The organism is Actinomyces stomatis (assembly GCF_031292835.1).
Taxonomy (GTDB): domain Bacteria; phylum Actinomycetota; class Actinomycetes; order Actinomycetales; family Actinomycetaceae; genus Actinomyces; species Actinomyces stomatis.
Window position 1 is genome coordinate 1 of the sequence record NZ_JASPEP010000029.1, and the last position, 25,663, is coordinate 25,663.

General features: G+C 57.0%; 21 protein-coding genes, 1 tRNA gene and 2 pseudogenes. 16 read left to right on the plus strand and 8 right to left on the minus strand.

Features of this window, described 5'->3' with window-relative positions; translation table 11 throughout:
• The 6 genes and pseudogenes from RIV12_RS11700 to RIV12_RS11720 form a co-directional block, all read left to right on the plus strand.
• A pseudogene (locus RIV12_RS11700) lies at window positions 1-183 on the plus strand (hypothetical protein); the annotation flags it as partial.
• A 110-nt stretch (window positions 184-293) separates the two neighbouring features.
• Window positions 294-369, plus strand: a tRNA-Ala gene (locus tag RIV12_RS11705).
• A gap of 1,815 nt (window positions 370-2,184) precedes the next feature.
• On the plus strand, window positions 2,185-2,664 hold the full coding sequence (locus tag RIV12_RS13190; RefSeq protein WP_428978942.1) for a DUF1643 domain-containing protein: 480 nt from the start codon (window positions 2,185-2,187) through the stop codon (window positions 2,662-2,664).
• 71 nt (window positions 2,665-2,735) lie between these two features.
• On the plus strand, window positions 2,736-4,097 hold the full coding sequence (locus RIV12_RS11710) for a TRM11 family methyltransferase (protein WP_309324066.1): 1,362 nt from the start codon (window positions 2,736-2,738) through the stop codon (window positions 4,095-4,097).
• Window positions 4,058-6,721 (plus strand): ATP-binding protein, encoded by a 2,664-nt coding sequence (locus tag RIV12_RS11715; protein ID WP_309324068.1) that lies wholly within the window; start codon window positions 4,058-4,060, stop codon window positions 6,719-6,721. The genes RIV12_RS11710 and RIV12_RS11715 overlap by 40 nt, the downstream gene beginning before the upstream one ends.
• 10 nt (window positions 6,722-6,731) lie before the next feature.
• Window positions 6,732-8,576, plus strand: coding sequence for a hypothetical protein (locus RIV12_RS11720; RefSeq protein WP_309324070.1), 1,845 nt, complete (start codon window positions 6,732-6,734; stop codon window positions 8,574-8,576).
• Between the two features lie 175 nt (window positions 8,577-8,751).
• Here the strand turns inward: RIV12_RS11720 and RIV12_RS13195 are convergent.
• Window positions 8,752-10,345: pseudogene (locus RIV12_RS13195) on the minus strand (IS1634 family transposase).
• Window positions 10,346-10,761: 416 nt separating this feature from the next.
• Here RIV12_RS13195 and RIV12_RS11745 point away from each other — a divergent pair.
• The 10 genes from RIV12_RS11745 (at window position 10,762) to RIV12_RS13210 (ending at window position 19,078) form a co-directional block, all read left to right on the plus strand.
• Window positions 10,762-12,033: a polysaccharide deacetylase family protein gene (locus tag RIV12_RS11745; RefSeq protein ID WP_309324080.1), complete on the plus strand. Its 1,272-nt coding sequence runs from the start codon at window positions 10,762-10,764 to the stop codon at window positions 12,031-12,033.
• Between the two features lie 56 nt (window positions 12,034-12,089).
• Window positions 12,090-13,610 (plus strand): glycosyltransferase family 2 protein, encoded by a 1,521-nt coding sequence (locus tag RIV12_RS11750; protein WP_075419165.1) that lies wholly within the window; start codon window positions 12,090-12,092, stop codon window positions 13,608-13,610.
• A gap of 817 nt (window positions 13,611-14,427) precedes the next feature.
• The gene (locus RIV12_RS11755) at window positions 14,428-15,858 is read left to right on the plus strand and encodes an asparagine synthase-related protein (protein WP_309324081.1); all 1,431 of its coding nucleotides are present in this window, start codon (window positions 14,428-14,430) and stop codon (window positions 15,856-15,858) included.
• Window positions 15,859-15,895: 37 nt separating this feature from the next.
• A complete protein-coding gene (locus RIV12_RS13200) occupies window positions 15,896-16,159 on the plus strand; it encodes a lasso peptide biosynthesis PqqD family chaperone (protein WP_428978939.1) in 264 nt (87 codons plus the stop codon).
• Window positions 16,126-16,596, plus strand: a complete 471-nt coding sequence (locus tag RIV12_RS13205) for a lasso peptide biosynthesis B2 protein (RefSeq protein WP_428978940.1) — start codon at window positions 16,126-16,128, stop codon at window positions 16,594-16,596. The genes RIV12_RS13200 and RIV12_RS13205 overlap by 34 nt, the downstream gene beginning before the upstream one ends.
• Window positions 16,597-16,698: 102 nt before the next feature.
• Window positions 16,699-16,821, plus strand: coding sequence for a hypothetical protein (locus tag RIV12_RS11760; protein WP_003780034.1), 123 nt, complete (start codon window positions 16,699-16,701; stop codon window positions 16,819-16,821).
• A gap of 88 nt (window positions 16,822-16,909) precedes the next feature.
• On the plus strand, window positions 16,910-17,032 hold the full coding sequence (locus RIV12_RS11765; protein WP_297994210.1) for a lasso RiPP family leader peptide-containing protein: 123 nt from the start codon (window positions 16,910-16,912) through the stop codon (window positions 17,030-17,032).
• Between the two features lie 28 nt (window positions 17,033-17,060).
• Window positions 17,061-17,183, plus strand: coding sequence for a hypothetical protein (locus RIV12_RS11770; protein WP_309324085.1), 123 nt, complete (start codon window positions 17,061-17,063; stop codon window positions 17,181-17,183).
• A 168-nt stretch (window positions 17,184-17,351) separates the two neighbouring features.
• Window positions 17,352-18,236, plus strand: a complete 885-nt coding sequence (locus tag RIV12_RS11775) for an ABC transporter ATP-binding protein (RefSeq protein ID WP_309324110.1) — start codon at window positions 17,352-17,354, stop codon at window positions 18,234-18,236.
• Complete coding sequence (locus RIV12_RS13210) at window positions 18,230-19,078, plus strand: ABC transporter permease (RefSeq protein WP_428978941.1); 849 nt, start codon at window positions 18,230-18,232, stop codon at window positions 19,076-19,078. The genes RIV12_RS11775 and RIV12_RS13210 overlap by 7 nt, the downstream gene beginning before the upstream one ends.
• Here RIV12_RS13210 and RIV12_RS11780 read toward each other — a convergent pair.
• From RIV12_RS11780 to RIV12_RS11810, 7 genes are all read right to left on the minus strand, one after another.
• Window positions 19,017-19,718 carry a response regulator transcription factor gene (locus tag RIV12_RS11780; protein WP_309324087.1) on the minus strand — a complete coding sequence of 234 codons (702 nt, stop codon included), beginning with the start codon at window positions 19,716-19,718 and terminating at the stop codon, window positions 19,017-19,019. The two genes, RIV12_RS13210 and RIV12_RS11780, sit on opposite strands and share 62 nt — an antisense overlap.
• A 594-nt stretch (window positions 19,719-20,312) precedes the next feature.
• On the minus strand, window positions 20,313-21,110 hold the full coding sequence (locus RIV12_RS11785; protein WP_309324089.1) for an ABC transporter permease: 798 nt from the start codon (window positions 21,108-21,110) through the stop codon (window positions 20,313-20,315).
• Window position 21,111: 1 nt separating this feature from the next.
• The gene (locus RIV12_RS11790; RefSeq protein ID WP_309324091.1) at window positions 21,112-21,843 is read right to left on the minus strand and encodes an ABC transporter permease; all 732 of its coding nucleotides are present in this window, start codon (window positions 21,841-21,843) and stop codon (window positions 21,112-21,114) included.
• Window positions 21,840-22,748, minus strand: a complete 909-nt coding sequence (locus tag RIV12_RS11795; RefSeq protein ID WP_309324092.1) for an ABC transporter ATP-binding protein — start codon at window positions 22,746-22,748, stop codon at window positions 21,840-21,842. The genes RIV12_RS11790 and RIV12_RS11795 overlap by 4 nt, the downstream gene beginning before the upstream one ends.
• A gap of 98 nt (window positions 22,749-22,846) precedes the next feature.
• Complete coding sequence (locus RIV12_RS11800) at window positions 22,847-23,548, minus strand: response regulator (RefSeq protein ID WP_309324094.1); 702 nt, start codon at window positions 23,546-23,548, stop codon at window positions 22,847-22,849.
• On the minus strand, window positions 23,545-24,699 hold the full coding sequence (locus RIV12_RS11805) for a sensor histidine kinase (RefSeq protein WP_309324096.1): 1,155 nt from the start codon (window positions 24,697-24,699) through the stop codon (window positions 23,545-23,547). Before RIV12_RS11805 ends, RIV12_RS11800 begins: the two co-directional genes overlap by 4 nt.
• Window positions 24,700-24,746: 47 nt before the next feature.
• Entirely contained in the window at window positions 24,747-25,622 is an 876-nt protein-coding gene (locus RIV12_RS11810; protein WP_309324098.1) for an SDR family oxidoreductase, read from the minus strand.
• Window positions 25,623-25,663: the final 41 nt, after the last annotated feature.

The following is a 25,663-nucleotide window of genomic DNA, read 5'->3' on the forward strand; positions in this document are numbered from 1 at the left end:
GCCCGAGCCCCCCGGCGCTCCTACGCCGACCCGGTGGTCGACCCGGGCACCTCGGCGCCGGTGCCCGCGCGTCCGCAGTCGGCCCGCGCCTACATCCCCGCTCCGGTGGAGGATGAGGAGGAGCTCTTCCACCCCATCGACCTCGACGCCATTCTCGAGGGGCGGCGCGCAGCCGGAGAGTAGTGCGCGAACTCCCACGGCCCGTCGCCGGGCGACTCCGGTGCGGTGGGCGGGCTCACCGCCACCGAACTTGCCAGGACTGCCTGCGGCGGTGCTAGGATCGGTCCGCACTCGGGGCTATGGCGCAGTTGGTAGCGCGTCTCGTTCGCAATGAGAAGGTCGGGGGTTCGAATCCCCCTAGCTCCACCACCTCGAAGGTCTGCCCCGCCAGGAAACTGGCGGGGCAGACCTCTGCGTACTCCGATCACTTGACAATTTGAAATTAGGTTTGCATGGCGCTGGCGGTGATCATTACCCCCTCCAGGCGGAAGGACTCGAGTAGTTTGGGCAAGGTGAGGATCTCGTTTCTTTGCTGGACGGGTGAGCCCCGTGCCTGCGGCGTGGGGCAGGGCCGACAGGAGATGAGGTGCCAAACTCTCGTTGGCACGGTTACTGGCCATGTTCATACCGTCTACCGCGGCGACCGATTTTACTTTGATAGGGTCGGTGCGCGTGTATCCTGGTCGCCAGGTGGGCGTCGAAGTCTGTAGGCGTAGATCCTGGAACATCGCCGGTTTGTTGACTCTGACGGCAGAGCCTACCCCACCAGCAGTCCCAGGACCTCGAGATTGGCAGTGGTCAGACCAATATGTGCTCCCAAGTCGCCGTCAAGTTGCGGCAGCTCTCGACGACTCTCGTCACAGTCAGGGGCAGGTGTGCAGCAGATCGTGCTGCACACCTCTCCGATTGCGAAGATCGGTCACTATCTCACGATCTCGGGTCAGGGCTGGTGCAACGGCGTGGTCGTGGTGGAGGCTGATAACAGCAGCTTGACCTCGTTGGTGACGGGATTAACTAGAACTCTTCTTCATCGTCGCAGTGTAAGGCATGCTTCATCTGCACGAACTCACCAGCTCCGTTAGAGATCGGACAACCTGCCATCAAGTTTGCTGGCCCCTGCCTAGGTGAGTGCTCATCAGTCAGACGCGAAGCCTGCCGTTGCACCGCATAGCGGACTAAGTGGTGCAGTTCAACACTCTCAGCCAGGCGTATGACGAGCCTGGCAACAGTGCGGTTGGAAGCTACCGCGCAGAAGTTCTCCTTCGGGCTGCGCAGCAGGGCCATATCCGCCAAGCTCTCGTCTGCCAGGGCTGTGTACACCGCCGTCAAATGCAGTCAGGCCTCGTCCTATCTTAAACCACTAAAGGTGGCCGTCACAGTGAGAAAGCCTCCGATCTTTCTACTACCAGGCAGGAGAGGCGGATAGTTTCAGCCAGCGACTGACCCTCAACCAGCCCCACCTCAGGTAAGTCGCTGAACTTTATCCCGGCGGTAGGAAACGCCCTAGTAGTGTTCCACCGCGAAGGCACCCTTCCCTGTAACTTACGGATCTCGGCTACCTACATTATTTCGGGCAAAACGACAGTATTACCCTGCATTCAGAATTCCGACGACGAAAAACCGAGACCAGCTCAAAAAACGCCGTGCTCCCCAATGGCAGACGAATGTGATACCATACGCAGATGTGGTTACCTAGAAGTACGGGCTTGCACCGTCAGTGCCACGCCGACCGGTGTCGCATTCATGTGCCGAAGCTCGGACACAGAGGCAAGCACGTCAGAGTCATCGATGTTCAGCACATCATCCCGAAGGACAGCCTCAGAACTTGACTGAGAAATCGGAGGCGTTGGGCTGACAGCTCGGCTCAAATCATCAGCGATGAACGTCAAATCCCTAAATGTGCAGGAGCAGCAGTAGAGTAATCGGTATGGTACACAGACAGATCTCAGATGAGGACCGCGAGGTCAGACGGCGGTTAGTTCCAGCGTTACGTAGGGTTCGAGATACTGCCGGCCCGACAGTCCAAACTGTCACCTCTGCGAGTGGACTGAGCATTGAGGCAGGGAAGACAACGGATCTTTCATGCATCGCCGTGACGAAAGTCGTCGACGCTCCCGTCGTAGGCTTGGAGCAGCTTCGGGGGACTGTTTGCTTAGGAAACTTGCTATGGTTGTGTCCCTAAATATGGAGGCCCGTTCTGCCTGCGCGATATTGTTGAATCCGTGCCTTGACGAAGAGAGGTCAACTACCTATGCGGTTCTGCGTATTGTAGCAGAGCAGAGGGAGTGGGAGAAGATCGAGGTTGCCAATCTCTTTTCGGTACGAACCAGAAACAGCAAAGAACTTGCCTTAACCCAACTAAACCGGTCGCATGTGCTAGCAACTCGCCCTCGTGTTGAGGATCTTCTTGCTTGCTCTACTGACCTAATATTCGCCTGGGGTGTATCTCTTCTGCCCGGAAAGCAACGACATTTGCAACGTGAGCAAATCGAATGGATAATCTCTCGCGCCGCGTTCTATGGGCATGAGTGTGCATGGATGATGGGCGGCACAACACGTCATCCTTCTCGATGGCGACAGTATGTCGGCCCCCAGCGCGCAGTCATCGCTGGACTGTCGACCGCCCAGCGACTCGACCGAGCGCTGATCCGCTGCCCCATCTAGGAAGCCAGCAAAGAATAGCTCTGCTCTGAGGGTATGCTGGTGTCAAAACACATAGTAGGAGGCAGTTAAAAATGACTTCAGTACTGAATCCAAATAATGCTTCTGACGTCAATGTTGCGTCTCGTCTACGCGACAGGCTCAATTCACGTACTGCAAAAGACGCAAACTTCTGGTCGTTTTCAGCTCTTCGAAACCGCACTGGAAATCATGCGCTGTTTCAGTATCCCGCGATGATGGTTCCTGAACTCCAAGGGGCACTACTAGATGACTTGATTGCCGTACAGCCTGACATTGAACTCGTATACGACCCGTTTGCTGGATCTGGCACGGTCATGCTTGAAAGCTTGTACAGAGGACTCGATTTCCATGGTAGCGACATTAATCCTCTAGCGATTTTGCTGTGCCAAGTGAAAGCGGACCCGCCAACATCTGATGCGGCTCTGGCGGGGGTGAATGAAGTACTGCGCCGTATCAAATTATTAGATGAAGTTAACGCTCCAGATTTCCCCGGAATTGATAAGTGGTTCAAGCCTGAGATTAAGAGGGGTTTAGCGCTTGTTCGAGAGGCCATCTCTCAGTTACCAGACCTCAAAACACGTAGATTTCTCTGGGTTTGTATGGCCGAAACTATTCGATTGGTATCCAATTCCCGCATTTCAACCTTTAAGCTACATGCATATTCGGAGAAAGAAATTGAGCGACGTGGAAGCGATGCAGTAAAGACTTTCGGAATGGTAGCAAACCTGAATGTTGAACGCCTTAAACTACATTGGGATCGAATGTGTTTGCTTAGTCAGAATATGACTGTACCGAAGGCGTTACTTTTGCCTGGCTCAGTGTCGGATCCCTGGATCGCACCCAGGCACGCCGACGTCCTCATGACGTCACCCCCCTATGGGGACAACAAGACGACAGTACCTTATGGCCAGCACAGTTACCTCCCACTCCAGTGGATCTGTCATGACGACATTCCCGGAACTTTCGATAGCGCACTTCTAGAATCTACACACAGGATTGATTTGCTTAGTTTGGGTGGGTCGCTAAAGAAAGCAGATATGGCAAGAGAAGAATTGTGTGAAGCTTCTCCAACTTTTCGAGTGTACTTACGTGACCTGGACGAGTTTCCGCCATTAAGAAAAAAAGTCCTTTCGTTCGTTCGCGACTATCGAAAGGCACTTATGGACGTCCGTACGAGGCTAGTAGATGGTGCATTTTGCTTCCTCACATTGGGCGAGCGCCGAGTCGGTAAGCGAACGTTCCCTCTAGTCGAAATTACGCGCGAGCTTCTGCTATCTGACGGACACGAGTACGTCACAACGATTGAACGTGCTCTGCCAGGATCGCGAAAGCGGATGGCAGCGAAGAACAGTGAAGGATCTACGATGGCCCAGGAGTGGATTTTGATTACACGATCATGGAAAGGGAAACAATGACTGAACCGAAGCGCAAGGAAACCAAGGTTGTTGACACTCTTCACCTTGAAGTTCATCCGTCTGTAGTATTCAAACTTGGCGCAGATCTCATTACTGACGATATGCAGGCGCTCATCGAACTAATTAAGAACTCGTACGATGCGGATGCGACATATGTTCGTGTGTCTATAGACACTCATAGCCGATTTCATCCAATCACCGGAGAATTGCTAGACGATAAGGATGTCGATACTGTCGCCGCCGTGGCAGATCGAGAAGGTGGTCGACCCGAGGATGAGAATAGCAGCGATGCTCCCAGTCTCGTGGAGAATCGCTATCTTCTCGGTTCTATTACGGTAGTCGACGATGGCATCGGAATGGACTTGGAGCGTATCCGGCGTGGATGGCTTACTGTATCGCTCAGCGAAAAGCAGGCGATGAAGTCTAGAGGAGAGACTACCGATAGAAAGCGCACGCCACTTGGGGATAAGGGGCTCGGGCGTCTCGGTGCTCAGCGTCTCGGTGAGCAAATGATCATGACGACGCTCCGGCAGACGAAAGATCTTTCTACTGCAAGGCCGCTGGAAGTTACTGTGAACTGGAACGAGTTCGCGAGGGCTGATAGTCTCAGTCTCGTCCCCCTTGACGTTCGGGAACTCCCGGTTAGAAATATGCGATCCGGTACCCGACTTGAAATTCGTGGTCTGAGGGATGTTTCATTCTGGCGGCAGCATGACACGAACGACCTCCAGAAAGAACTCGCCACTATGATTTCGCCATACGAGGGGGTGGCTGGATTTAGGATATCTCTCTCAATTGATAAAGAATTTATAAATCTCCGAGAGAAAGCACAGAAAATCCTCCTAGCGGCACCCGTTTCGTACCAATTCAAGTTCGACGGAGAACGTATGGCAGTCAATGGTAGTTTCACCACGACTTTCTTGCGCCCTCCGCAGGGTCGTGAAGATATTTCAATATACGAACAACTTATTGGGCGCGACAATGGATTCGCATTCTCTGAATGGCTATCTGCTAGGTCGAGTAAAGCACGAAAACGGCCTCTCGGTGTGATTGCTGGCGACGACAAGCACTTTCTCAAAAGTGAGATCGTTCTTGAACTTAGCGACCTCAAAGAAGTAGAGGTGGCTGACGGTGTCCCTATATCTCCCGGCCCTTTCAATGGCGAAGTAAGTGGCATTCCTCTGACAAGAGACACCACTAGTGTTTTCGATAGGGTGTCGGATTACAAAGAGTTTGTTCGCGCTCTTGTAGGCATCAAGGTGTACAGAGACGGATTTGGGGTACGTGTTGACGATGATTGGTTGGGTCTGGGGACACAATGGACCTCCGGCGGCTCGTTCTACAGTCTTAGGCCAGGGAACGTTACGGGATACGTCAATATCTCTGCAAAAGAAAATGCGGCACTCGAAGAAACCACAAATCGAGAAGCGTTTCGTGATACTCCCGCGTACCGAAATTTTATTCGACTTATGAAGGCATGGTCGGACTATGCAGCACTCGTCCAGGAGCACTTGAGGCGAGGTTATAACGAGTATCGACGAGAGATGCTAGCAGAATCGATTGAGGTTTCACCTCAAATTACTCCCAGATCTCTAATTAAGACGGTAAACCGTCAGATTTACGAAGGAGATCACCTAGCACGCCAAGCGTCCGAGGTGCGACATTCGCTGGAAAGCATCCAGGCAGCAGCTTCGACGCTGGAAGCTGAGCGTCTCGAAAATAGCAATTCAGTGCTCCATGACCCAGTGCTTGCTGCTGCTCTCGAGCGGACAGTTCGGCAGGTTCAGGAATCAGTATCAGAAGCACAGACTCTAATGATGCACCTAGATGAGTTGGATAGGACGCACCAAAAACTCAAATCTGGGGTGGACTTGCTGGAGCAGCAGCTGCAATTTGCACAAGAGCAGATCGGTGACGCGTGGGAGTCAGTTGCGCTAGGCCTTAGTGCGGAAGCACTGTCGCATGAGGTTAAGCATATCAGTGACGGATTACGCGGTCGTAGCACGCAGATCTCTCAGTATCTGAAGTCAATTGACTGTGTGGACCAGCGTTTGTGGACCTTCGTTGAGCATGTTCGCTCGTCTGCCAGTGCGCTGGGTAAGCAGGTTGCGAGAGTTGCACCATCCCTCCGCTACATGCGAGAGCGGCGTACCAACGTGACCATGTCTGCACACGTCGAGCAGCTTGTTGGATATTATGCATCGAGGTGGGGAAAGAATGGGATTCGTATCGATCTTAAAGTTATCAAAGATTTTCAGGTTCGTGCCAACGAGGGAAAACTTACGCAGGTCTTTGATAATTTGATTCTTAATAGTGAGTACTGGCTTCAGCAGAGGCTTTCGTCAAAACAAATGAATGAAGGGGTGATAACTATAGCTATTGATTCCCCTTTTGTGATGCTAGAAGATAATGGTATCGGTGTAGACGAGTCAGTCGAGGATCTTCTATTTGATCCCTTTATCACAACTAAGCCATCACAGAACGGACGTGGGCTCGGTCTGTTTGTTACGCGTCAACTATTGGATTCGATGAACGCCACAATCTTACTTGCTCCAGAACGAAATCGGTACGGGCGACGTTATCAGTTTATACTTAATTTTGGTGCAAGCCAGGTGCTGTCCTAGGAGAAGTTTAATGACTAGCGAGAAACTGTCAAAAGCGACAACAAAGAATCTTATTCGGCGACTATTTGAAGCACTCGAAATCGTTCGGGTTATCAGCGTGGATGATGATCACGCTGAAGGAGCGTTTCAGAGCAAAGAGGAAGTGTTCGGCGCGATTCAAGCAGAATCTATCGACCTCGCACTTGTAACTCGTACAGCGCTCCCTGATGAAGAAGAAAGTGCTGAGTTCGGACTGTCGGTAGACGAGGTCCGAGAATTGGTGGATCAGAACTGGGATAAACTCAGTGACGAAGCTCGAAGTCGGCTAACTAAGGCGGCACGGCGCGCCGAGAACGCCCAGGAAGGCTCTGTTGATATGCAGTCGTCCTCCGTTTCTGACAACAACGCTGCACTCCTTGCACTCCCAGAGCTTCTGGAAGATAGCGTAGAGTTTCATAGTATGGGGTTGACTGATTGGCGTAGTTCAGGATACGAATTATTGGAAGATCGGCGCCCCACTCTCGTCCTGTTCGATAGAAGCTTTGAAAGAGAAGGTGGGTCAGAGACTGCTGGGGATGAACTCATACGCAGTCTGCTTTCTAGAGAAGATCTTGATTATGTTCATGTTGGCTTGCTTACGCACACAGCCTCTGACCTGGGTCGAGAGACAGAAATTGCTAATAGTATTAGTGACAATTTCGATGCTCGGCGACCTGTGATCGTTATTGCTAAGAGTCGTCTACAAGACGGCACGTTTGCGGAGGCCTTGCGAGTTGTATTATACGCAAGCGAGATTGAAGAATTCCGCAATCACGTAGCCAATAGTTTGAGTCGGGCAACGGAGGTGGCGGTCGACCACCTAAGGCAGGTCGATAAGTATTTACTATTTGCTTCGATTGAAGCCGCTCGGTGCGAAGGGACCTACGAACCAGAGAACGCGACTCGTATTGCTGACGCCATTTTTCGAAGGTCGCTTGCCAAATCGCTGCGTGAAAAAGAATTTATCGCTGATGTCATGACTCGCTTACGTCGGGGCAGTGGGGTGCGGCTTTACCTCGATAGTTCTGAGAGGCCGCCTGCGTTGATTGAAGCCGAATGGGACGAGAGGTTCGAATGTGAGGAAATGCTTTCGTCGCTTGCTCTGCCAATCGAGGTGGGAGATATTTTTAAGGTTCGTGATCTTCATAGAGCTCACACGGCAGAGAAAGGAGTCGATCGATACTACGTACTGCTCGCTCAGGAATGCGATCTCAGTGTAAGAGAGAATGGAAAACGTAGTAATGATCTCACTCGGGTTGTGCTTACACAACTTAGCCCCATTGACGTCAATAGAGAAGACGGGCCGCGTCCTCTCAAGGAAAATCAGGCGGAGTTTGGAGTGTTGCACAAGACGTCTTCTGATCCTTGGATGGTGGAGTTCACCAAACAGATTACTGTTCCTACGCTTGCATTGGACGCCTGTGTGATCAGTGGAACAGGTAAGGCAACCCTTGACTTAAAGACTCAGGCTCCTCCGGAGCTTCCGGAGTCATGGTCGACCAGGTGTGGGAAAATGCGCGATGAAGCAGACCGATTGATACGCAATTATCAACAAATGGAGCAAGCATTTTTGTCGAATCAAACTGGGGAAATGCGGAAGCGAGTGGATCGCGCTGCTAAATTTGTCACTGCCGCTCTCCTGGGGACGGCCACAAAGCACAGCGATGGACTCACCGCCAAGATTGATGTCAAAAGTGCGAGAATAGAGTTCGGATTAGAACGGTATGCGAGACTTGTGGATGGTAGTGCCAGAGGGCTCCTGTCCCGTCTGCTTCAGCACCAGATGCGACCTGCCTCCGAGGGGAAACTTTTTTACGACGGCGCCGAGGGGGTGTAGTCGGTATAGCACCAACGAAAGCTTGCACCGACCTCTCCGTCCCCTACGAAGGTGTCATAAGTTGGGTTTGAGCCCTGAACGAGAAGAGTCGCCGAGGACATAGCAATGGCGAGTGGTCGGGCTTCTTCGTTGTTCATACCCACGTGGCGGGTGGTCGATCCTGACTCATGACGCCTTAGTGCCCTGGGGTCTGTAGGGATTTGAGGATTCCAGCTGCGGTCTGGGTGAGCTGGGGCTGAGCAGTGATTTGGTGGCCGTTGAGGTTGATGGTGACTTCCTGCAGGCTGCGTAGCTCGTGCACGATCCTGGCGATGCTGATACCGGTGGCCTCCTGGAGGTAGCGGGCTACGGCCAGGGCGGCCACCACTACGGTCAGGTGGGCCCAGGTGGCGTCATGGGTGTGGTGGAAGACCGGTCGGGCTCTCAGGTCGTGCTTGCTCATCCGGAAAGAGGCCTCGACGTGCCACAGCTCGTGGTAGGAGGAGACGACCTCACCGGCGCCCATCAGGCGGGACGGGACGAAAGGTGACGTAGCCCTTGAGGCCCACCAGGGAACGGGCTCTGGCGATGGAGGCCTCATCGAGGACCTGATCGCCTTGATGGACGGTGACAAAACGCGTGCCCTGAGGGCGCTTCTCACCGGCGATAACGGCCCGGGCGCGGTTGGCCTGAGCTGTGAGGGTCTGGTTGTCCCGGGCCGCTCGCTTCTTGGAGTAGACCCACACCGCTCGCCACGAGCCCGGATGGGTGTGCGGGTCCCACACCGGCTCACGACGACTGCTGATGTCGCGCTGGCTCCTGGAGCCCCTCCTGGGGATGATGGTGTCAATGACCTGCCCGTCAGTGAACGCGTCACCGGCCCAGTGGAAGTGGGCCTCAAGGTCGCCTGGGGCCCGGGTGGTGCGGGCGCCGACGATGAACCGCAGCCTCGCCTCATCCAGGGCCGCCAGGTTGGCGGCCGAGAGCATGCCTGCGCCCGGCGACCACCACGAGATCGGCGATGCCGTGGGCGGCCTGGAAGGCCTCCGCGATGGGGATGATCGTGGTGGTCTCAGCCTTGTTGCCCTCCCAGCAGCCGACCTGGAGAGGAAAACCGGCCCGGTCGACCAGCAGGCCCACGATGACCTGAGGACCGACCCTACGCTCCTTGGAGTAACCCACCCGCCGCAGGTCGTCCTCACGCTCGGCCTCGAAGTAGACGGTGGTCACGTCATACAGGCACAGGGCCAGACCGGAGGTGTTGGTGACGTGCTCGACCAGAGCCCCAGACAGGCTCTCGCGGTAGCCTCGCTCCTGGGCTCGGGCCAGGGAGCGGAACAAGGTCTGCACGCTGACCGGCTCCAGGCCCAGGTCACCCAGGACGCGGGGGACCTGGGCCTTGCAGGTGGTCGGCTCGATCAGACGCGCCAGAACCATCTGCTCAAAGGCCCGATCACCCCCAGTGGCGCCCCCAGCCCCAGACGGGTGTAGACCCCGTGCAGAACGTCCCACAGCAGGCCCGAGCGCTTGGAGACCACCACCGCATCAGTGCCGACCGGGGCTGAGGCCGTGAGGAGTCCCGAAACCGCCGGTGGCGTGGGAGTCAGGTCCAGGGCCAGCTGGTCCGGGGCAATGCGGTGCCGGCCGATCTCCATCAGAGCAGCCAGCTCGGCCTCCATGTGGGCCGATCCCAGGTGCTCGATCACCTTGTCCCGGCGCCCTTCCTTGACCGCGATCTGCACCGCCGTCGCCCCAGAGGCTGTCTTAACCTTACGCACAAACGGGCTCACCACCCCCACCCTACCGGCCCCTTAGTGCGCCAGCACACCCCCGACACCGCAATACCAACGAAAACTCACACCAGCCCACCTACAACCCACCAAGGTGTCATGAGTCAGGCGCTGAGGACATAGCAATGGCGTGCGGTCGGACTTTTTTGTGGTTCATGCTCGAGTGGCAGGTGGTCGATGGGGCGTCTCAGTTACCTACAACAGTAGGGTGATCTCCATCACGTATGGTTGGCGTCGGTTGGCGGAGGTGCGCGGATTTGCAGGGACTTGACGGGCCGGTGGCACGATGTGGCAGGCGCCTGGTTGGGGTGTCCGCGACTTTTGTCTGCGGTGGCGGCGATTTGGTGCGTATCCTGGAGAGGAAACCAACCGAGTGGACTGTTAACTGGAGAAGTACCTTGCCGCAGCATGATCGGATGAGGCGCCGCAACTTTCTGATGGGTGGCCTCGCCTTAGCAGCCTCGAGCACTCTTCTACCTGAGCTGCAGACGGCGGCTCACGCCTCCCCGGCCCCGCCCGTAGGTCCATCCTCAGCGCCGTCAGAGGTGCTATCGGACATGCAGGACCCGCGCGCCTGGACCCTCTCCTCCAGGGACGGCTCCATACGGCCGGACACCTCTACCCACTCCCACGGGACCCAGTCGCTGCAGCTCACCACCACCGGCGACCCCGCTCGTCCCACCAGCGCCGACCTGGCGCTCTCGGGCGTCGACATGACCGACTGCCAGTGGGACCTGTGGCTGCGCGCTGAGGACTACCGGCAGATCGAGAGCATCCAGCTCGAGCTCGGCGGGGAGGGTGAGGACTGCCTGCGCCTGGACGTCGCACCCGACATACGCACGCTGCGCACCGGAAGCTGGTGCCGAGTGACCGTCAACCGCGCCGCCGAGCGCTCCGTCGTCGGCCACCCCCGGCTGGACCAGGTGACGCGGGTGCGCCTGAAGGCCGTACCCGCCTCCGACTCGGCACCGAGCCGCCTATGGCTCGGCTACCTGGGCACCCTGCCCTCAGCGGACAGCGGCATCGTCTCCATCTCCTTCGACGACGGCTACGACAGCGACTACAAGACGGCACGGGAGATCATGCAGGGCCACGGCATCCCCGCGGCAACCTCCTACGTCATCGCCGACAAGGTCGGACTGCCGGGGCGCATGAATGCCGACCAACTCGCTGAGATGCGAGAGGTTCACGGCTGGGACATCGCCGCCCACGCCTCCACCGACCTCACCACCCTCGACGAGGCGGGGATACGCCAGGAGTTCGAGACGATCAGGTCCTTCCTCCTCGAGCACGGCTACCCCGAGGGTGCCGCCCACTTCGCCCTGCCCATGGGCCGGTACAACGACCTTGTGCTGCGCACCTCCCAGAGCTACTTCACCTCGCTGCGCACCATCGAGAACGCCCCGGAGACCCTCGCGCCGGGGGACCCATTCCGGCTCCGCGTCTTCTACTGCGGCTCCTACACCACCGAGTCCCAGGTCGAGAAGGCCCTGGCCCGCTGCCGGGAGCACCGATGCTGGACCCACATGGTCTTCCATCGCATCGACGAGAAGCCCGATGGTGCTCCCGAGTCGGTGAAGGCGGCCAGCTTCGAGCGCTTCATGAAGCAGGTGGCGGACTCCGGCCTTCCCGTCAAGACGGTTCCGGAGGTCATGCGCAGCCAGCCCCTCGCCTCAGCCCCGGCCTGAGCCGCCGTCGCCTCCTCGCCCGGAACCGGCATCTCGACACGGAAAGACTGACGCCTATGACTTGGTCCTTCGGCCTGCTCGTCCTGCTGGTCTGCCTTGTCATCCTGCTGTCCTGTTTCGCGGTCAAGCTGCTGTTCAAGCGCAGGACACGGCTCCGAGTGGTGCGGGTGGTCCGTGGCAAGGGGCGCGGCGAGGGTGTAGTCACTGTACGCACTCCGGTGGCGACGACGGACGAGGCTCAGCGATCGGCCGATGCCACCGGGCTGCCTCGGGCCCTGATGCGGGCCAGTGGGGCCCTGCCCGCCGTCGTCGTGGCCCTCGGTGTGCTGGGGTGGCTGTGCTGGCGGGTCCTGGTCAGCCGGCACCACGTCCTGGACACGTGGATCGTGTGGACCTTCGATGTCCTCTTCGTGATGGTGGCTGTGCAGCTCGTGCTGGCCGGCTTCGAGGGGCGCGTGGTTGGTCGTGGTGAGGTGTATCGGGTCGCCGTGCTCGTTCCGCTCTACAACGAGGATCCTGATGTCGTGGTGCGGATGCTCTCCGCCCTGTTGCGTCAGAGCTCTCCGCCGGCGGAGATCCACGTCGTCGACGACGGCTCCACCCAGGGCGCCTACGTGGCGGAGCGGGACTGGTTCATTCGTCAGGCGGCGGTGGCCCGCATCTACGCCACCTGGCAACGCACGGCCAATGAGGGCAAGCGGCATGCTCAGGTTCACGGCTTCAGGAAGATTCGCGACGCCGACCTGTTCGTGACCGTCGACTCCGACTCCATGCTCGACGCCGAGGCCCTCCATGAGATCGTCCAGCCCTTCAGCGATCCCCGGGTCATGTCAGTGGCCGGCGTCATCCTGGCGATCAACAATCGGGAGAATCTGCTCGCCCGTGTCACCGACGTGATCTTCGTCGGCCAGCAGCTCGTCGACCGCTCCTTCATGTCGCAGCTCGGCTCGGTCATGGTCAACTCCGGCGGTCTGGCCGCCTACCGGTGCTCCATCCTGGCTGAGAACATCGACACCTACATGAACGAGAGCTACCTGGGGAGGCACGTGGAGTTCTCCGACGACTCCATGCTGACGCTCTTCGCCTTGCTGCACGGCAGGACCGTTCAGCAGCCCTCGGCCTTCGCCTTCGCGTGGATGCCCGACCGCTGGAGCCACCACTATCGCCAGCAGGAGCGCTGGTTCCGCGGCTCCTTCATCCGTGGGCTCTGGCGCATCCGCTTCCTGCCGGTCCTCTCATGGGGCTGGTGGCGCCAGGTCACCGGGTGGATGCAGATCTGGCTGGTGATCTCGGTCTTCGTCTACCTGCTGCTGTGGCGTCCGCTCGTCCTCGGTGGCGGTATCCCCCCGACGGTGGTGCTGGTGCCTCTCGCGATCGGGCTGGCACAGGGCTCGAGGTACATCACCGTGTGGCGCTCGGACACCACCGGCTCCCAGAGGTACGCCAGTCTCATCCTGTCCCCGGTGGCGACGCTCTGGTCCGCACTGATCCTGCGTCCCCTGCGGGTCTGGGGGATGGTCACCAGCGGCAAGATGGGGTGGAACACCCGCCAGCAGGTCGAAGTCACCTCGCAGTGAGGCGAGTAAGAGGTCCACGCTAACCCGACGCTTCCCGTCGTGAGGCCCGTGCCGGTCCGATTCATCGGATCGCCGGTGCTCGCGCAGGGAGGCGGCGAAATCGGTGGGTGAGGGTGACTGGGCCGGTTTGACAGGAGAAGTGCCCCTATGTGGTGTGCCAAGCAGCCGCGGAACGATTCAAGGCGACCATAAGACACCTATCACCGGCATGCCGACATGGACTAAGGAACCGGAAGGCAGCGGTCCAGCATGACGATCATGCAGTGACGGGCACCGCACTCCACAACGAAATCCTACCCAGGTAGGACCCTAATCATTCACTGGATGGACGCTCTGTTCCCTGTTCAAACGAGAGAGTAGAGCCGTGCTTGAGGGATCGCCCAGAACCCCAAGAAATGACAGACAGGAGTCCAACGTGCAGAACGCAGTCGTCAACGGAAACGGTCGTTCCTACGTCGTCGCTCTACCCGACAACGACGCCGCCGCTTCCATTGCGGATCGCCTAGGTGGTCCAGAAAGAGTTCTTGCTTCCCACGTTTCCGGTCGACCGCTGCTAGTCGGCACCTTGTCAGGGAATCGTCTCATCAGCGGAAGTGCGGATGAAACTTGCGTCTCAGTAGTCGGCCAGTGCGCTGTCACCCAGGAAGAGATGAACCGATACGCCGCCAGAGCCTCAGCTCCAACAGACTTCAGTCGAGTGCAGCTGCAGTGCTCCGGGAGCTTCCTCACTTTTGGATCATACCAGGGAAATGTGTACGCCTCGGGACAGGCACTGGAGACCAGGAGACTATGGTGGTGCTCGATCGGTGAGAATACTGTGATCTCTGACCGTGCGGACGTACTGGCAGAATTGGCGGATCTTGCGTTTGATGAAACAGCAATTGCACTGAGATTGCTGCCTGTCCAGCCTCACCCCATTGATCAAATTGGTCTATGGTCGGGGGTGCAACCGCTGCCAGGCGATCAGGCTCTACTTGTCGGTCAAGATGGAGAATCGCGTCGGATAACCTGGTGGAATATGCCCTCCGACGATATCGACTTGCAGAACGGTGCAGTCGCGTTCCGTGATGCTTTAGAAAAAGCTGTCACGTCCCGGACTGCGGGAAACGCGGAAGTAGTGTGTGATCTGTCTGGTGGTCTTGACTCCACGCCGATTTGCTATTTTGCTGCGGCGAACTCCGGGAGCGGCATCGTAGCGCGAACCCTTTTCCATCCCGATCCGGGTGGGAGAGAGGATCTTGCATGGGCGAAAAAAGCCCTGACAGTGATGCCTAATGTGCGCGAGCATCTGGTCAAGTCGACAGACGAGTTTGTGGACTTCTACGAAGGAATTGATGAGGTAAATGTAGTCCTTGATGAGCCGACGCAGGCCATTACCGCGGGGCCACGTATCATGGCACTCCTCTCCGAGGATGCTCAAAAAAAAGCGGCAATCCATTTGAACGGACTTGGAGGCGATCACATCTTGCGTGGCGTTGCAGGGTGGGAGCACACACTGGCTCGGTCCCATCCGCTTCTGGCTTGGCGAAGGTCTCGCAGCGAACATATTCCTGCTGGAACCAGCGTGATGAGCACATTGCGCCAGCTCAGCGATCGACGCAGTTACCGAGCGTGGCTAGCAGACGGCATAGCCAAGAAAGCAAAAAGCCTGCGCCCGCCCGGAGTGAACGACTGGTCCAGCCCTCTAGCCTTGCCAGAATGGCTAAGTGCGGATGCGCGAGAAACGGTAGTTAAAGCAGTTCGATCACTGTTGAGCGGCCTGGATCCACTCCATCCCACCGTTGCTGGACATAGCGATATCTACTTCGCTCGGGACGCCGCTAAGCTGGTGCGCGGTACTGGGCAGCTCGGAAATCCGTTCGGAGTAGCGTACGAAGCGCCGCTACTGGATGATCGAGTTGTTGAAGCAGCGTTCCGGGTGCGGCGAACTGAACGAGATAATCCGCTGGAATGGAAGCCGCTGATGAAGTCAGCGATGCGAGGCATCCTTCCAAAAGAATACCTGATGCGCACATCAAAAGTCGGTGGAGGAGCACAATCAGTTCGGGGATATCTTCGCCATCATGATGTACTTGTCGGTCTGGTTGAAGAATCTGGTCTTCTAGATGGTGGCTTAATAGACAGGACCGCCTTCCTGGATTCTACTCGTCCTGATCGGTGGGAGCCCCCGTCGCCTGAAATCCATAACGTGGTCAACCTTGGCAAGTTCATACTTAACCAGCGCAGAACTGCTCCAGTTGCCGCCTGAATGCAACTAACTCGCCCCACAGTAAAAAGGAGTATGTATGTTTAACTTCCTGCGAGGTAGTAAGCGCCCGGTCCTCACTAGTGCGTCGACCGAATACGGTCATGTTGTGCTCAACGAATCTCGTGGACAGTACTGGCATCTCAACGACAGTGCCCTACAAATACTACAGTCTCTCCGTGATGGCGGTGACCGAAAGACAGCAGCGGATCTGCTGGTGTCTCGCTACGGGCTTTCTCCCGAATCGGCTCGACATGACGTTGACGTGGCATGCAAGGAGTTGGAAGAGGTGGGGTTGCTGTGAGTGACGTTCTGCCCTATCAGGTATCTAGTCCAAACTTTACTCAGCGAGTGACTGTTTCAGCAATCACAGCCGGAGCTCGGCTACTTTCAAAAGCACCTCCGCGCGCCCTGCGACGTGTCCTTGAGACTGTCCGCACGGGAGCAAGGCCGGCGTCCTACCATGAAACACGAGCTGCTCGTGACGTGATTCTTACAGTAAGCGCATATGCAAGAGGAGGATCGGCTTGTTTGCCTCGAGCTATCGCTACAGCGCTTCTGTGCCGTGTTCGCGGAGTATGGCCCGAATGGTGCGTTGGAGTGCTTTCGGCACCGCCTTTTACAGCACATGCATGGGTTGAGGCAGAGCAGTGCATTGTCGACGAGCCGATGACAAGTGCAGATTTTACCAAACTAATGTCAGTTTCATCAGCGCCGAGCGTTGCGTTAACCGCAGCGTGACGCCTCCAGAACTCGGATTTCTGGTGCTTCCGGAATCCGGACCGGCCCGCGCGGCCGGATGACCACCGCACGCCCACGATCCCAAGAAGGGAGGTGTCAACCTTGGCTGACGTTTACACGACTCCGTGCGTCGTCGACCTCGGCGACTTCGTTGAGCAGACTGGTGAGTTCATCGGTCCGCACACTGAGGCAATCCTGCCGCTCGAGGACCACTCCAAGGAGTAGTCATGATGGGCGCATGCTTTGACGACAGTGCGCCCGCAACCAACTCAGAATCGATCCAGACGACCAACACAATCTGAAGGAGATAACAATGGACAGCAAGACCTATGAGAGCCCGCTCATCGTCGGTCTCGGGACCTTCACCGAGGTGACCGGATTCGGCATCGGTGGTCAGGCCGAGGGCTGGAACCCCATTGCCGACCGCAAGAACTGACGCAAGCCAATTCCGAAAGGAAAGCAACATGAGCGACATCTACACCACTCCGGCTATCCACTCCCTTGGCGGCTTCTCCACGCAGACTGGTGAGTTCATCGGTCCGCACACTGAGGCAATCCTGCCGCTCGAGGACCACTCCAAGGAGTAGTCTGCACAATCCAGGGGTGGCGTCGTATGGCGTCACCCCTGGATGTGTCTGTTGAGAGAGATCACACTAATACGGAGGAGAAGAAGGTATATGGATGTGGCCAGGACCCGATTCGTCCGTAAACAGGCTCCGATCCCACCCTACGCACTCGATGTGCGCGGTTTAAAGATGTCGTATGGAAATACGGAGGTTCTTCGAGGCGTAGATCTTAAGGTTGCGCCGGGTGAAGTTGTCGCACTACTTGGGCCCAACGGTGCGGGTAAAACAACTACGATTGAAATCCTTGAGGGGCTGCGTTGTCGAACCGGTGGAAAGGTGCTGGTGCTCGGTACTGATCCTGAGCGTGGGGACGAAAGATGGCAAGCTCGAATTGGCATGGTTCTGCAGTCGTGGGGAGACCATCGTCGATGGTCGGTGCGTACACTGCTAGCACATTTAACAGCCCACTACTCTAGATTAGTGCCGTCACCGCGCGGAGTCCAGAATGTGGATCAACTACTGGAAGCGGTCGGGCTTACGGCGCAGGCCCATCGTCGTATTGGTCAACTTTCCGGAGGTCAGCGTCGGCGTCTTGATGTGGCGATCGGATTGGTTGGTAACCCTGAGCTCATTTTTCTTGATGAGCCAACCACCGGCTTTGACCCTGAGGCCCGTGCGGCCTTTCATGAACTGATTCGCTCCATCGCACGTCAAAGGTCCACGGCAATGGTGCTTACAACACATGACCTAACAGAAGCCGAGTTACTGGCGGATTCTGTTGCTATACTCGTTTCTGGTCGAATCGTCGCTAGAGGAACCACCGAAACTATTGCAAGAAAACACTCCTGGGGAACCAGGGTTTCGTGGCGTGAGCATGAAAGGTTGTACTCCAAAACAGTATCAGAAAGCGTGCCCTTCGTTCGGGATCTTTCTCTGACGAAGCCGCATATCACCGACTTGGAGGTGCGCCCCTTTAGCCTTCATGACGCATATTTGGAAATGATCGGTCACGTGGAAAATGCTCATCTGCATGCGTATTCTACTGCGTCTGAACGGACTGATGCCGTATGTTGACTAGTATTGTGAAGCTAGGTATAGAGCGTGGCAGGATTGAGTTGAATCAGAGTTTGTCGCACATTCTAAACTACACTTTTTTTCCGATTGTTGCCCTGGTGGTGATGTATTTTCTGAGAGGTGTCGTTGTTCAGGGTGGATCGCTAGGGAGCTATGCCCTACCTGGAATTATTTCGATGAACCTGCTGTTCACTGGCTTTATGGGACTAGCTACCAATCTGATCAGCGAGCGGGAAGAAGGCACATTGATGCGTGCACGTACCATCCCGTTTGGAATTCATACATACCTGATCGGCAAGGTGCTATGTCAGGTTGCTCTAACTCTGATTACGATACTCGTTATAATGGCCGCATCCGCCGCGCTATTCGGAAACTTTTTTCTTGGCGGCCCGCGACTGCTTGCCCTGACCTGGGTGCTACCTCTTGGCCTGACATCGACATTGCCATGGGGAGCAGCCTTTGGATCACTTATCCGCCATCCGCGCAACCTAAGTTTCATTTCACTTGGCATGATGGGGTTACTCAGCCTTTCGGGAATATTCTACCCTGTGTCCGGGCAGGCTCCATGGACTCAAATACTGAGTCAAGCCAGCCCTGTATATTGGATCGGCCTCGGAGTCCGAGGGGCGCTGATGCCGGAGACAGCGGTTGCTGCAGAAGTGGGGCAGTCGTGGCGAATGCTTGAGACAACTTTGGTCTTGATTGTCTGGAGTCTGCTGGGGACACTGGCTGCGATTTCGATAATGCGCCGAAGTTCGCGGAAAGAAGGGGGAAGAGGTCTTATGCGCTCTGCTTGGATCCGTAGAAGACGGCGTCGCTATCGGGGCCGCCATCGGGCTTAACGATTCCGGCATGATAGGCAAGAACTACTGCGTGAACACGGTCTCGAGCATTAATCTTGCGTAGGACTCGGCCGACGTGGGTTTTTACTGTTACCTCCGCAATGAAAAGTTCGTCAGCGATTTCTGCATTGTTCCTTCCAAGACCGATCAATCCTAATACCTCACGTTCCCTGTCTGTCAGTTTCGATAATGCCTGATTAATTGGCGAAACCTTATTTTCTTTTGATGTATACTCTTCGACGAGTTTGTCTGTTAACTGAGGCGAAATGACGGCATTGCCGTTGTATGCAGATGAGATAGCTGTAAGGAGCCCCTCAGGTTGTGAGTCTTTGAGTAGAAAACCTGTGGCGCCGGCCGCAAGGGCATTGAATAGCTCTTCATCCATGCCGTAGGAGGTAAGGATGAGAATCTTAGGACAATTGGGCATATCGACGATTTTTTTAGTCGCTTCCACTCCGTTGAGTTGAGGGATGCTAATATCCATCAGAACAATATCCACGTTGGTCGCTTGAATCATGTCCAGCGCTTCAAGTCCGGTTGCCGCTTCTCCGGCGACTGTGATGTCGGAGGATGAATCAATCATCATTCGTATACCTGCGCGGAAGAGCATGTCATTATCTACAATCAGCGTGTGAATCATCAATCGAATTCCTTTCATCATAGTGGAGGAAGGAGAGGAGATCTTGACTCTGGCTTCGATCGGATTGTTCTTGGATTGGCTGCCACCAGCATTCTCGCTTGAGGCGGATCCATGCGCCCTCGCATAATTTATATGCCTCAATCCGATGGAGTGATAAAATGGCATTGGGTAGCAGAAGGGATGCGAGACTCAGTAAAAAACAACTTTCGGTCTCTCGTCAACTTTCAGCAGCCGAAGTTGTTTTGGCACTGCTTCACTGACCCATCGGGCTCCTTATCTGTTTTGTGTCACATGTAGCGTTGTATGTAGTCGAGGGTGGTGTGCACTATCCGGGCCGCCCAAGCGCCATTCAATCTGAGGTTGGTCGCTATGCGCCCAAAAACATGCCGCCAAAACGCCGACTGATTTCATTGCTATTATAATTGGGGCGTTATTGTAGATTGGAGTGCTTTATGCGTTTCAATTTCGGAACTTCGCCCGAGGGAGTTTCTGCACCCTTTTCTAAGGTGGCAGACCGTTATCAACGAAGCTCGTTATCGATGCCGTCATCAAATCGACCATATGTTGATGGGGGGGTGCACGACGGAATGGCCGTTAGGTGTGGAGATCTCGGCGTTTGAGAATTCTTCCGGTTGATACGACGATCAACAATGTCAGTATGACTGCCGTGGTTGCGATCCCGCCGAACGTTGCCATGTCGGGATGGCTGGGGTCACTGAACATCCCTGAGCCGAGCAACGCTGTGCGAGTCGCTAAGGCATGGGGTAACGCGTAGGATATTGAGCCTATTTTGGCTGTCAGTAGACTGACGGAGACTCCGGCGAACGCGGCTGCCAGCGCTACCGCCCCGGCGAAGGAACGCATCAGCATCGATATCGATGACTGGAATGCTGCCAGGGGTACGCAAGCCATGGCAACCAGGGTACCGGAGGTAAGTAGATGGACTGGTGGCAAGCCGGGCAGGCCAAACAGTACCTTTCCCGTCGCAACAACCACGATCAGCATAGTGGCCTGCATGGCGGCCGCGAGCCCGGCAACGGCTAGTGTTTTAACCAATGCGATACGTGTGGCTCCTATGGGACTGGTCATGAGAGTATTCCAATTGCTGTCCCGATGCTCTGGACGCCACACGAGGGAGGCGAGGATCGCCACTCCCAGTACCAGAGGAAACAACCCGTAGAAACCGACTGTACGTAGCCAGAGTGTGTTCCAGCCGTCTTCAAGACCGCGTCCTGAGAAAAGCGTATTAATGATACCGGTTCCGGTGACAACGAGGGGTAGCCCGATGACGACTAGGAGCGGCTGGGATCGACGCAACTTGAGTAGTTCCGCCAACAGTGGGGACGGAGAAGATGAGTTTGTATCAAGGGCTGTCGAAGTTCTGGCAATCATGCTAGACCTCCTGAGAATCTAGTCGGTGGGTGAGGGCAATAAATGCGATTGCAGCGATTATTGTTAGTGCAGCGATTGGACCATAGGCGGGGGTAAGTGTCACCATGCCGGTATCGCGGTAATCGGCCGCGGCCGCTAGAGAGTAGTAGCCCCATGGGGTTAGCGCAGCTAGCCAGTTGGGAAGCCCGCTGGACACTGCGGCGATGATCGTGCCGACGACGCCCAGGCACAGCGCGACAAGTTGGTTCTCCACCCGCGCTGAGAGGAGTATGTGAGCGCCCAGAACTACTAAATTGATTGATAGGATGGCGCACGTGTGCCCTAGCCACAGCTCAACCGGCAGGGAGCCGGCGCCCAAGAGAGTGCCCAGAGTTACTAGCAGGGCGGAAGGTGCAATGGTTGTCAAAGTCACAACAAGGCCAGCAGCGACCATTTTCGCTCTGCATACCTGGCCAGTTCCGATTCCACCTGATAGGCCTGCCAGCCAACCATTGCCCTCGTGCTCCATGTCCACAATCCGACTGGCAATGACGGCAATTAACAAAGGGCAGGTCATGGGGAAGGCCAGCGAAGTGCCAGCCAGCAATGCTTGCCAGGTTAGTATGTCCGCCCCGCCGGAGGCTGCTCCCATGAGTGACATTCCTGCCACAGAGAGGATGAGAATTGAGGCGACTAATCCGATATGCCGGCGCTTCATTTTGGCGATTTCGTTGATGATGAGCCGGAGTCTCATAACTGCCCTCCTCGTGTGAGCGCCATGAACACATCTTCCAAACGCTGCTCATCGCGGTATACTGAGTAAATTGGAGCGCCGACATTGACAAGTTCCTTAACGACGCCGGCTGTGGCGTGTTGATCGAATCCTGGCAGTCTCAACCGACCACGATCCACGGTTGCTGGAATGTTGGATCGTCGCCGCAGTGCAGAGGCGGCATGATCGGGGTGAGAGGTCTCGATCAGCACATCCGGTGCCGATGTCTTGAGCAGGTCATTCCGAGTTCCCTGGAACACCAGAGAGCCGCTGCTGATGATACCGATGACGTCTGCTACCTTGTCTACTTCTCCAAGGATATGACTTGATACCATGACGCTTGTGCCATGATTAGCGAGTGCGCGGATCAGATGGCGCATCTCCTCGATTCCGGCCGGATCCAGGCCATTGGTGGGCTCGTCCAGCACTAGTAGTCGAGGACGACGGGCCAGCGCCATTGCTATACCGAGGCGCTGCTTCATCCCTAATGAATAATTGCGGACCCTTTTGTTCATTTGATCTTGCATTCGAACGGCCGCTACAGCCTCTATGATGGCGGCATCAGGTAGGCCGAGCGTACGTTGTACGATCCTCATGTTCTCGGCTCCGGTCAGATGTTGATAACCAGGAGGGGCTTCGATGAGTGAGCCGATGTGTTGTAGCAACGCTTGTCGGGTGGATCTGTCCATTGTGCGTCCCATCACTTGGACGCCACCGCTGGTGGGGGTCACGAGGGACAGCAGCATCTTCATGGTTGTGGACTTCCCAGACCCGTTCGGGCCGATGAAGCCGTATACGCTTCCCTCAGGAACCTGCAGGTTGATGGCGTCCACAACGGTACGTGAGTTGTAGCGCTTGGTGAGTTGGTATGTTCTGACGATGTCCATGGCCCCACGATGTCAGGGGCGACCGTGGCCTGTCGTCGTTCAGGTGAACGATTCTGGGGTCCTTCTCAAGTATCACCCGGAGTGGCGGAAGGGTGGGTTTATATTCCAGGGCGAACGAAGCCGGTCTCGTAGGCAAATACCACCGCCTGGGTCCGGTCCCGCAATGACAGTTTGGTGAGCAGGCGACCGACGTGCGTTTTTATTGTGACCTCTGATAGTGTTAGATTGGCGGCGATCTCTGAATTGCTGAGTCCGGATGCGACGAGTCCTAACACCTCCTGTTCTCGTGGGGTGAGCGACTCCAAGCGACTGACATCGTCGTCAGAGGGACGAGCAGAGGGCTTGCGACTGATAAAATGCTCAACTAGTTGCCTGGTGATGCGGGGTTGAACTACGGCGTCGCCTTGGTAGACATGCTTGATGGCCTCAATGAGGTCATGGGTTTCAGAATCCTTGGCTAGGAAGGCATTGGCCCCGGCTCTGAGCGCCTCGAACACGTGCTCATCCAGGTCGAACGTTGTGAGAATCAGGACTCCTGGTGAGTAGTCGTCGGGCGTCCTGGTGTGGGCTCGGAGTCGTCGGGTGGCTTCTATGCCGTCAACTTCAGGCATTCGCAGATCCATGAGGATCACGTCAGGGCGGGTCTGCACCACGAGTGCCGGAACAGCGGCCCCGTTCGTGGCTTCTCCGACGACTTCCACGTCAGGCTGGGCGCCAAGGACCATGCGCAGGCCTGCTCTAACGATCTCCTGGTCGTCGACGACAGCCACCCTGATCGGGGTGCTGGGCGTGTGTGTCATGGATTCTCCCTTCGTAACGGCAGCTGGGCGAGTACCTGGAAGCCTCCGGTAGGGCAGTGACCGGCGTGGAGGATTCCACCTAGCGCTGTTGCTCGTTCAGTCATGCCGATCAGCCCGTGTCCCTGTTCTGGCTGGGTGGAGTCCTGGCCGTCGTCAGTGACACGGATGCGTAGCTCATGGTCTACTTGGGTGATCCTCACATCGACACGTTGCGCTGTCGTTGCGTGCTTTCGGACGTTGGTTAACGCTTCTTGGACGACTCTGTAGGCAACCACTTGCACGTCTGCAGGAGCATCTATGTCGGCAAGTGAGGCGTGGATAGGTGTCCCTGCTGCGCGAGCCTCGGCCAGTAGGGAGTTGATGTCGTCCAGGCGGGGTGCAGGAGCAAGGCCTTGGTCATCATCGGCGCGCAGTACACTTAGCATCGAGCGCATCTGCTTCATCGCTTCCCGGCTCGTATCGCGTACTCGCACCATTGCGTCTCGGGCATCTGCTGGGTTGGAGTTGACAGATGCGACAGCGCCGTCAGCTAGCAGTGTTACTGCTGACAAGCTGTGGGAGATGACATCGTGAAGGTCTCTGGCGATGCGGGTGCGTTCGTTGATGGATGCCATACGCAACTCAGACTCTCGTTGCCGCTCCAGGTAGTCGGCGCGTTCACGCAGCGAAACCAGATGCGCGCGGCGGGTGCGTTTCAGACGGCCGGCAAACCATGCCACCGCGACTAGCAGAACGCCGGTGCTCAGCTCGCCGAGATCGAACCCCCCTCTCCCTAGGTGCAGTAGCCCCAGTGCAACCAACCAAGCCACCGCGGCGGCTGCTCCGAACAGCGACACTCTCAGTGGACGCAGAGTTGCTAGAGTCCATAATGACGCCGCTATCATCACGTCGGCCACCAGTGGGCCCATGCCAAGTCCCAGCTGGGCGATGCCGCAGGCCAAGGTGATGGCATAGGTTTCGGTGGGGAAGCGTCGGCGAAGCAGGTACGGCAGACATAGTCCGGACTGGACGAGGAGACTGAGTGGTGAGGCGCCCACGGCAGGCACTCCCTGAACCAGCAGGCCGTAGCCGAGAACCGCGACTACCAGCACAACGTCCAGGATCAGTGCGTGGCGAGGGGGCGACGTGTCGGAAGTGCTAGTAGAGACCATCAGGTAAATTCTATGGCTTTGGGATCGTGATGGTAAGGCTGGTGCCTTCAGAAGACTTGAGGGGATTCATGAGCGTGGACCGCGTAAAAGTCCGCGAGGTGGTGGGTGCCCGTCGTCGGGGCCACGCAGTCGCGCATCATGTTCCAGGTCATGAACTGGGCGACGTCGGCCAGGCGGGGGCTGAACAGCGCCGTCAGCCTCAACGCCGGTGGTAGCACCCAGGCGGGCACCGCGGCGATGCGCGGCGGTATGCCGACGGCGCGGAACGCCAGCTGGGCTACCTGTCTCCAGGTGAGCACATCCGGTCCTCCGATGTCCCAGGTGCCAGCGGTCCCCTCCTCCATCCGGTCAACGACGTAGGTCGCCAGATCCGCCCCGTGGATCGGATTGATCCGCGCCGTCGGGCGGAGCACCGTCACCAGGCCGCGCCTGGCCATCGCCAGCACCTCCGTCATGTCGGAGAAGTAGGCCGGCGGATTGATGATCTGAGAGTTGATCTCCGCCACTGAGAGCGTCTGCGCGAATGCCGACTTCGCTCGCGTCAGCCGGGCGGGGCAGCGATCGCCGCCCAGGGTATTGATGTAGGTGAAGGAGCCGGCGTGCTTCAGCGCCGAGTTCAGGATCGCCAGGTTTGCGAGGTTGTCGATCTGCCACGGGTCGGCCTTCTGACGGGTCACCCCTAGAGTCGAGACAACATGCTCGACGTCGGCTGCGAGATCCCGGGTGAAGCGAGGATCGGTGACGTTCCCGAGAGCCCACTCGTCCACCAGGCCATCCAATGACGGTGAGCCCCAGGGCCCTTCCCTGCGGGCGCGATCCCGGTCCCGCACCACGGCCCTCACGAGGTGTCCGCGGCGGTGAAGCTCGGCGACCACGTACCGGCCGAGGTATCCGGTCGCCCCGGCGACAAGAACGCTCGCCATCTCGCATTCCTCCTGAACCTTGTTGTGGCAGTGAACGCTGG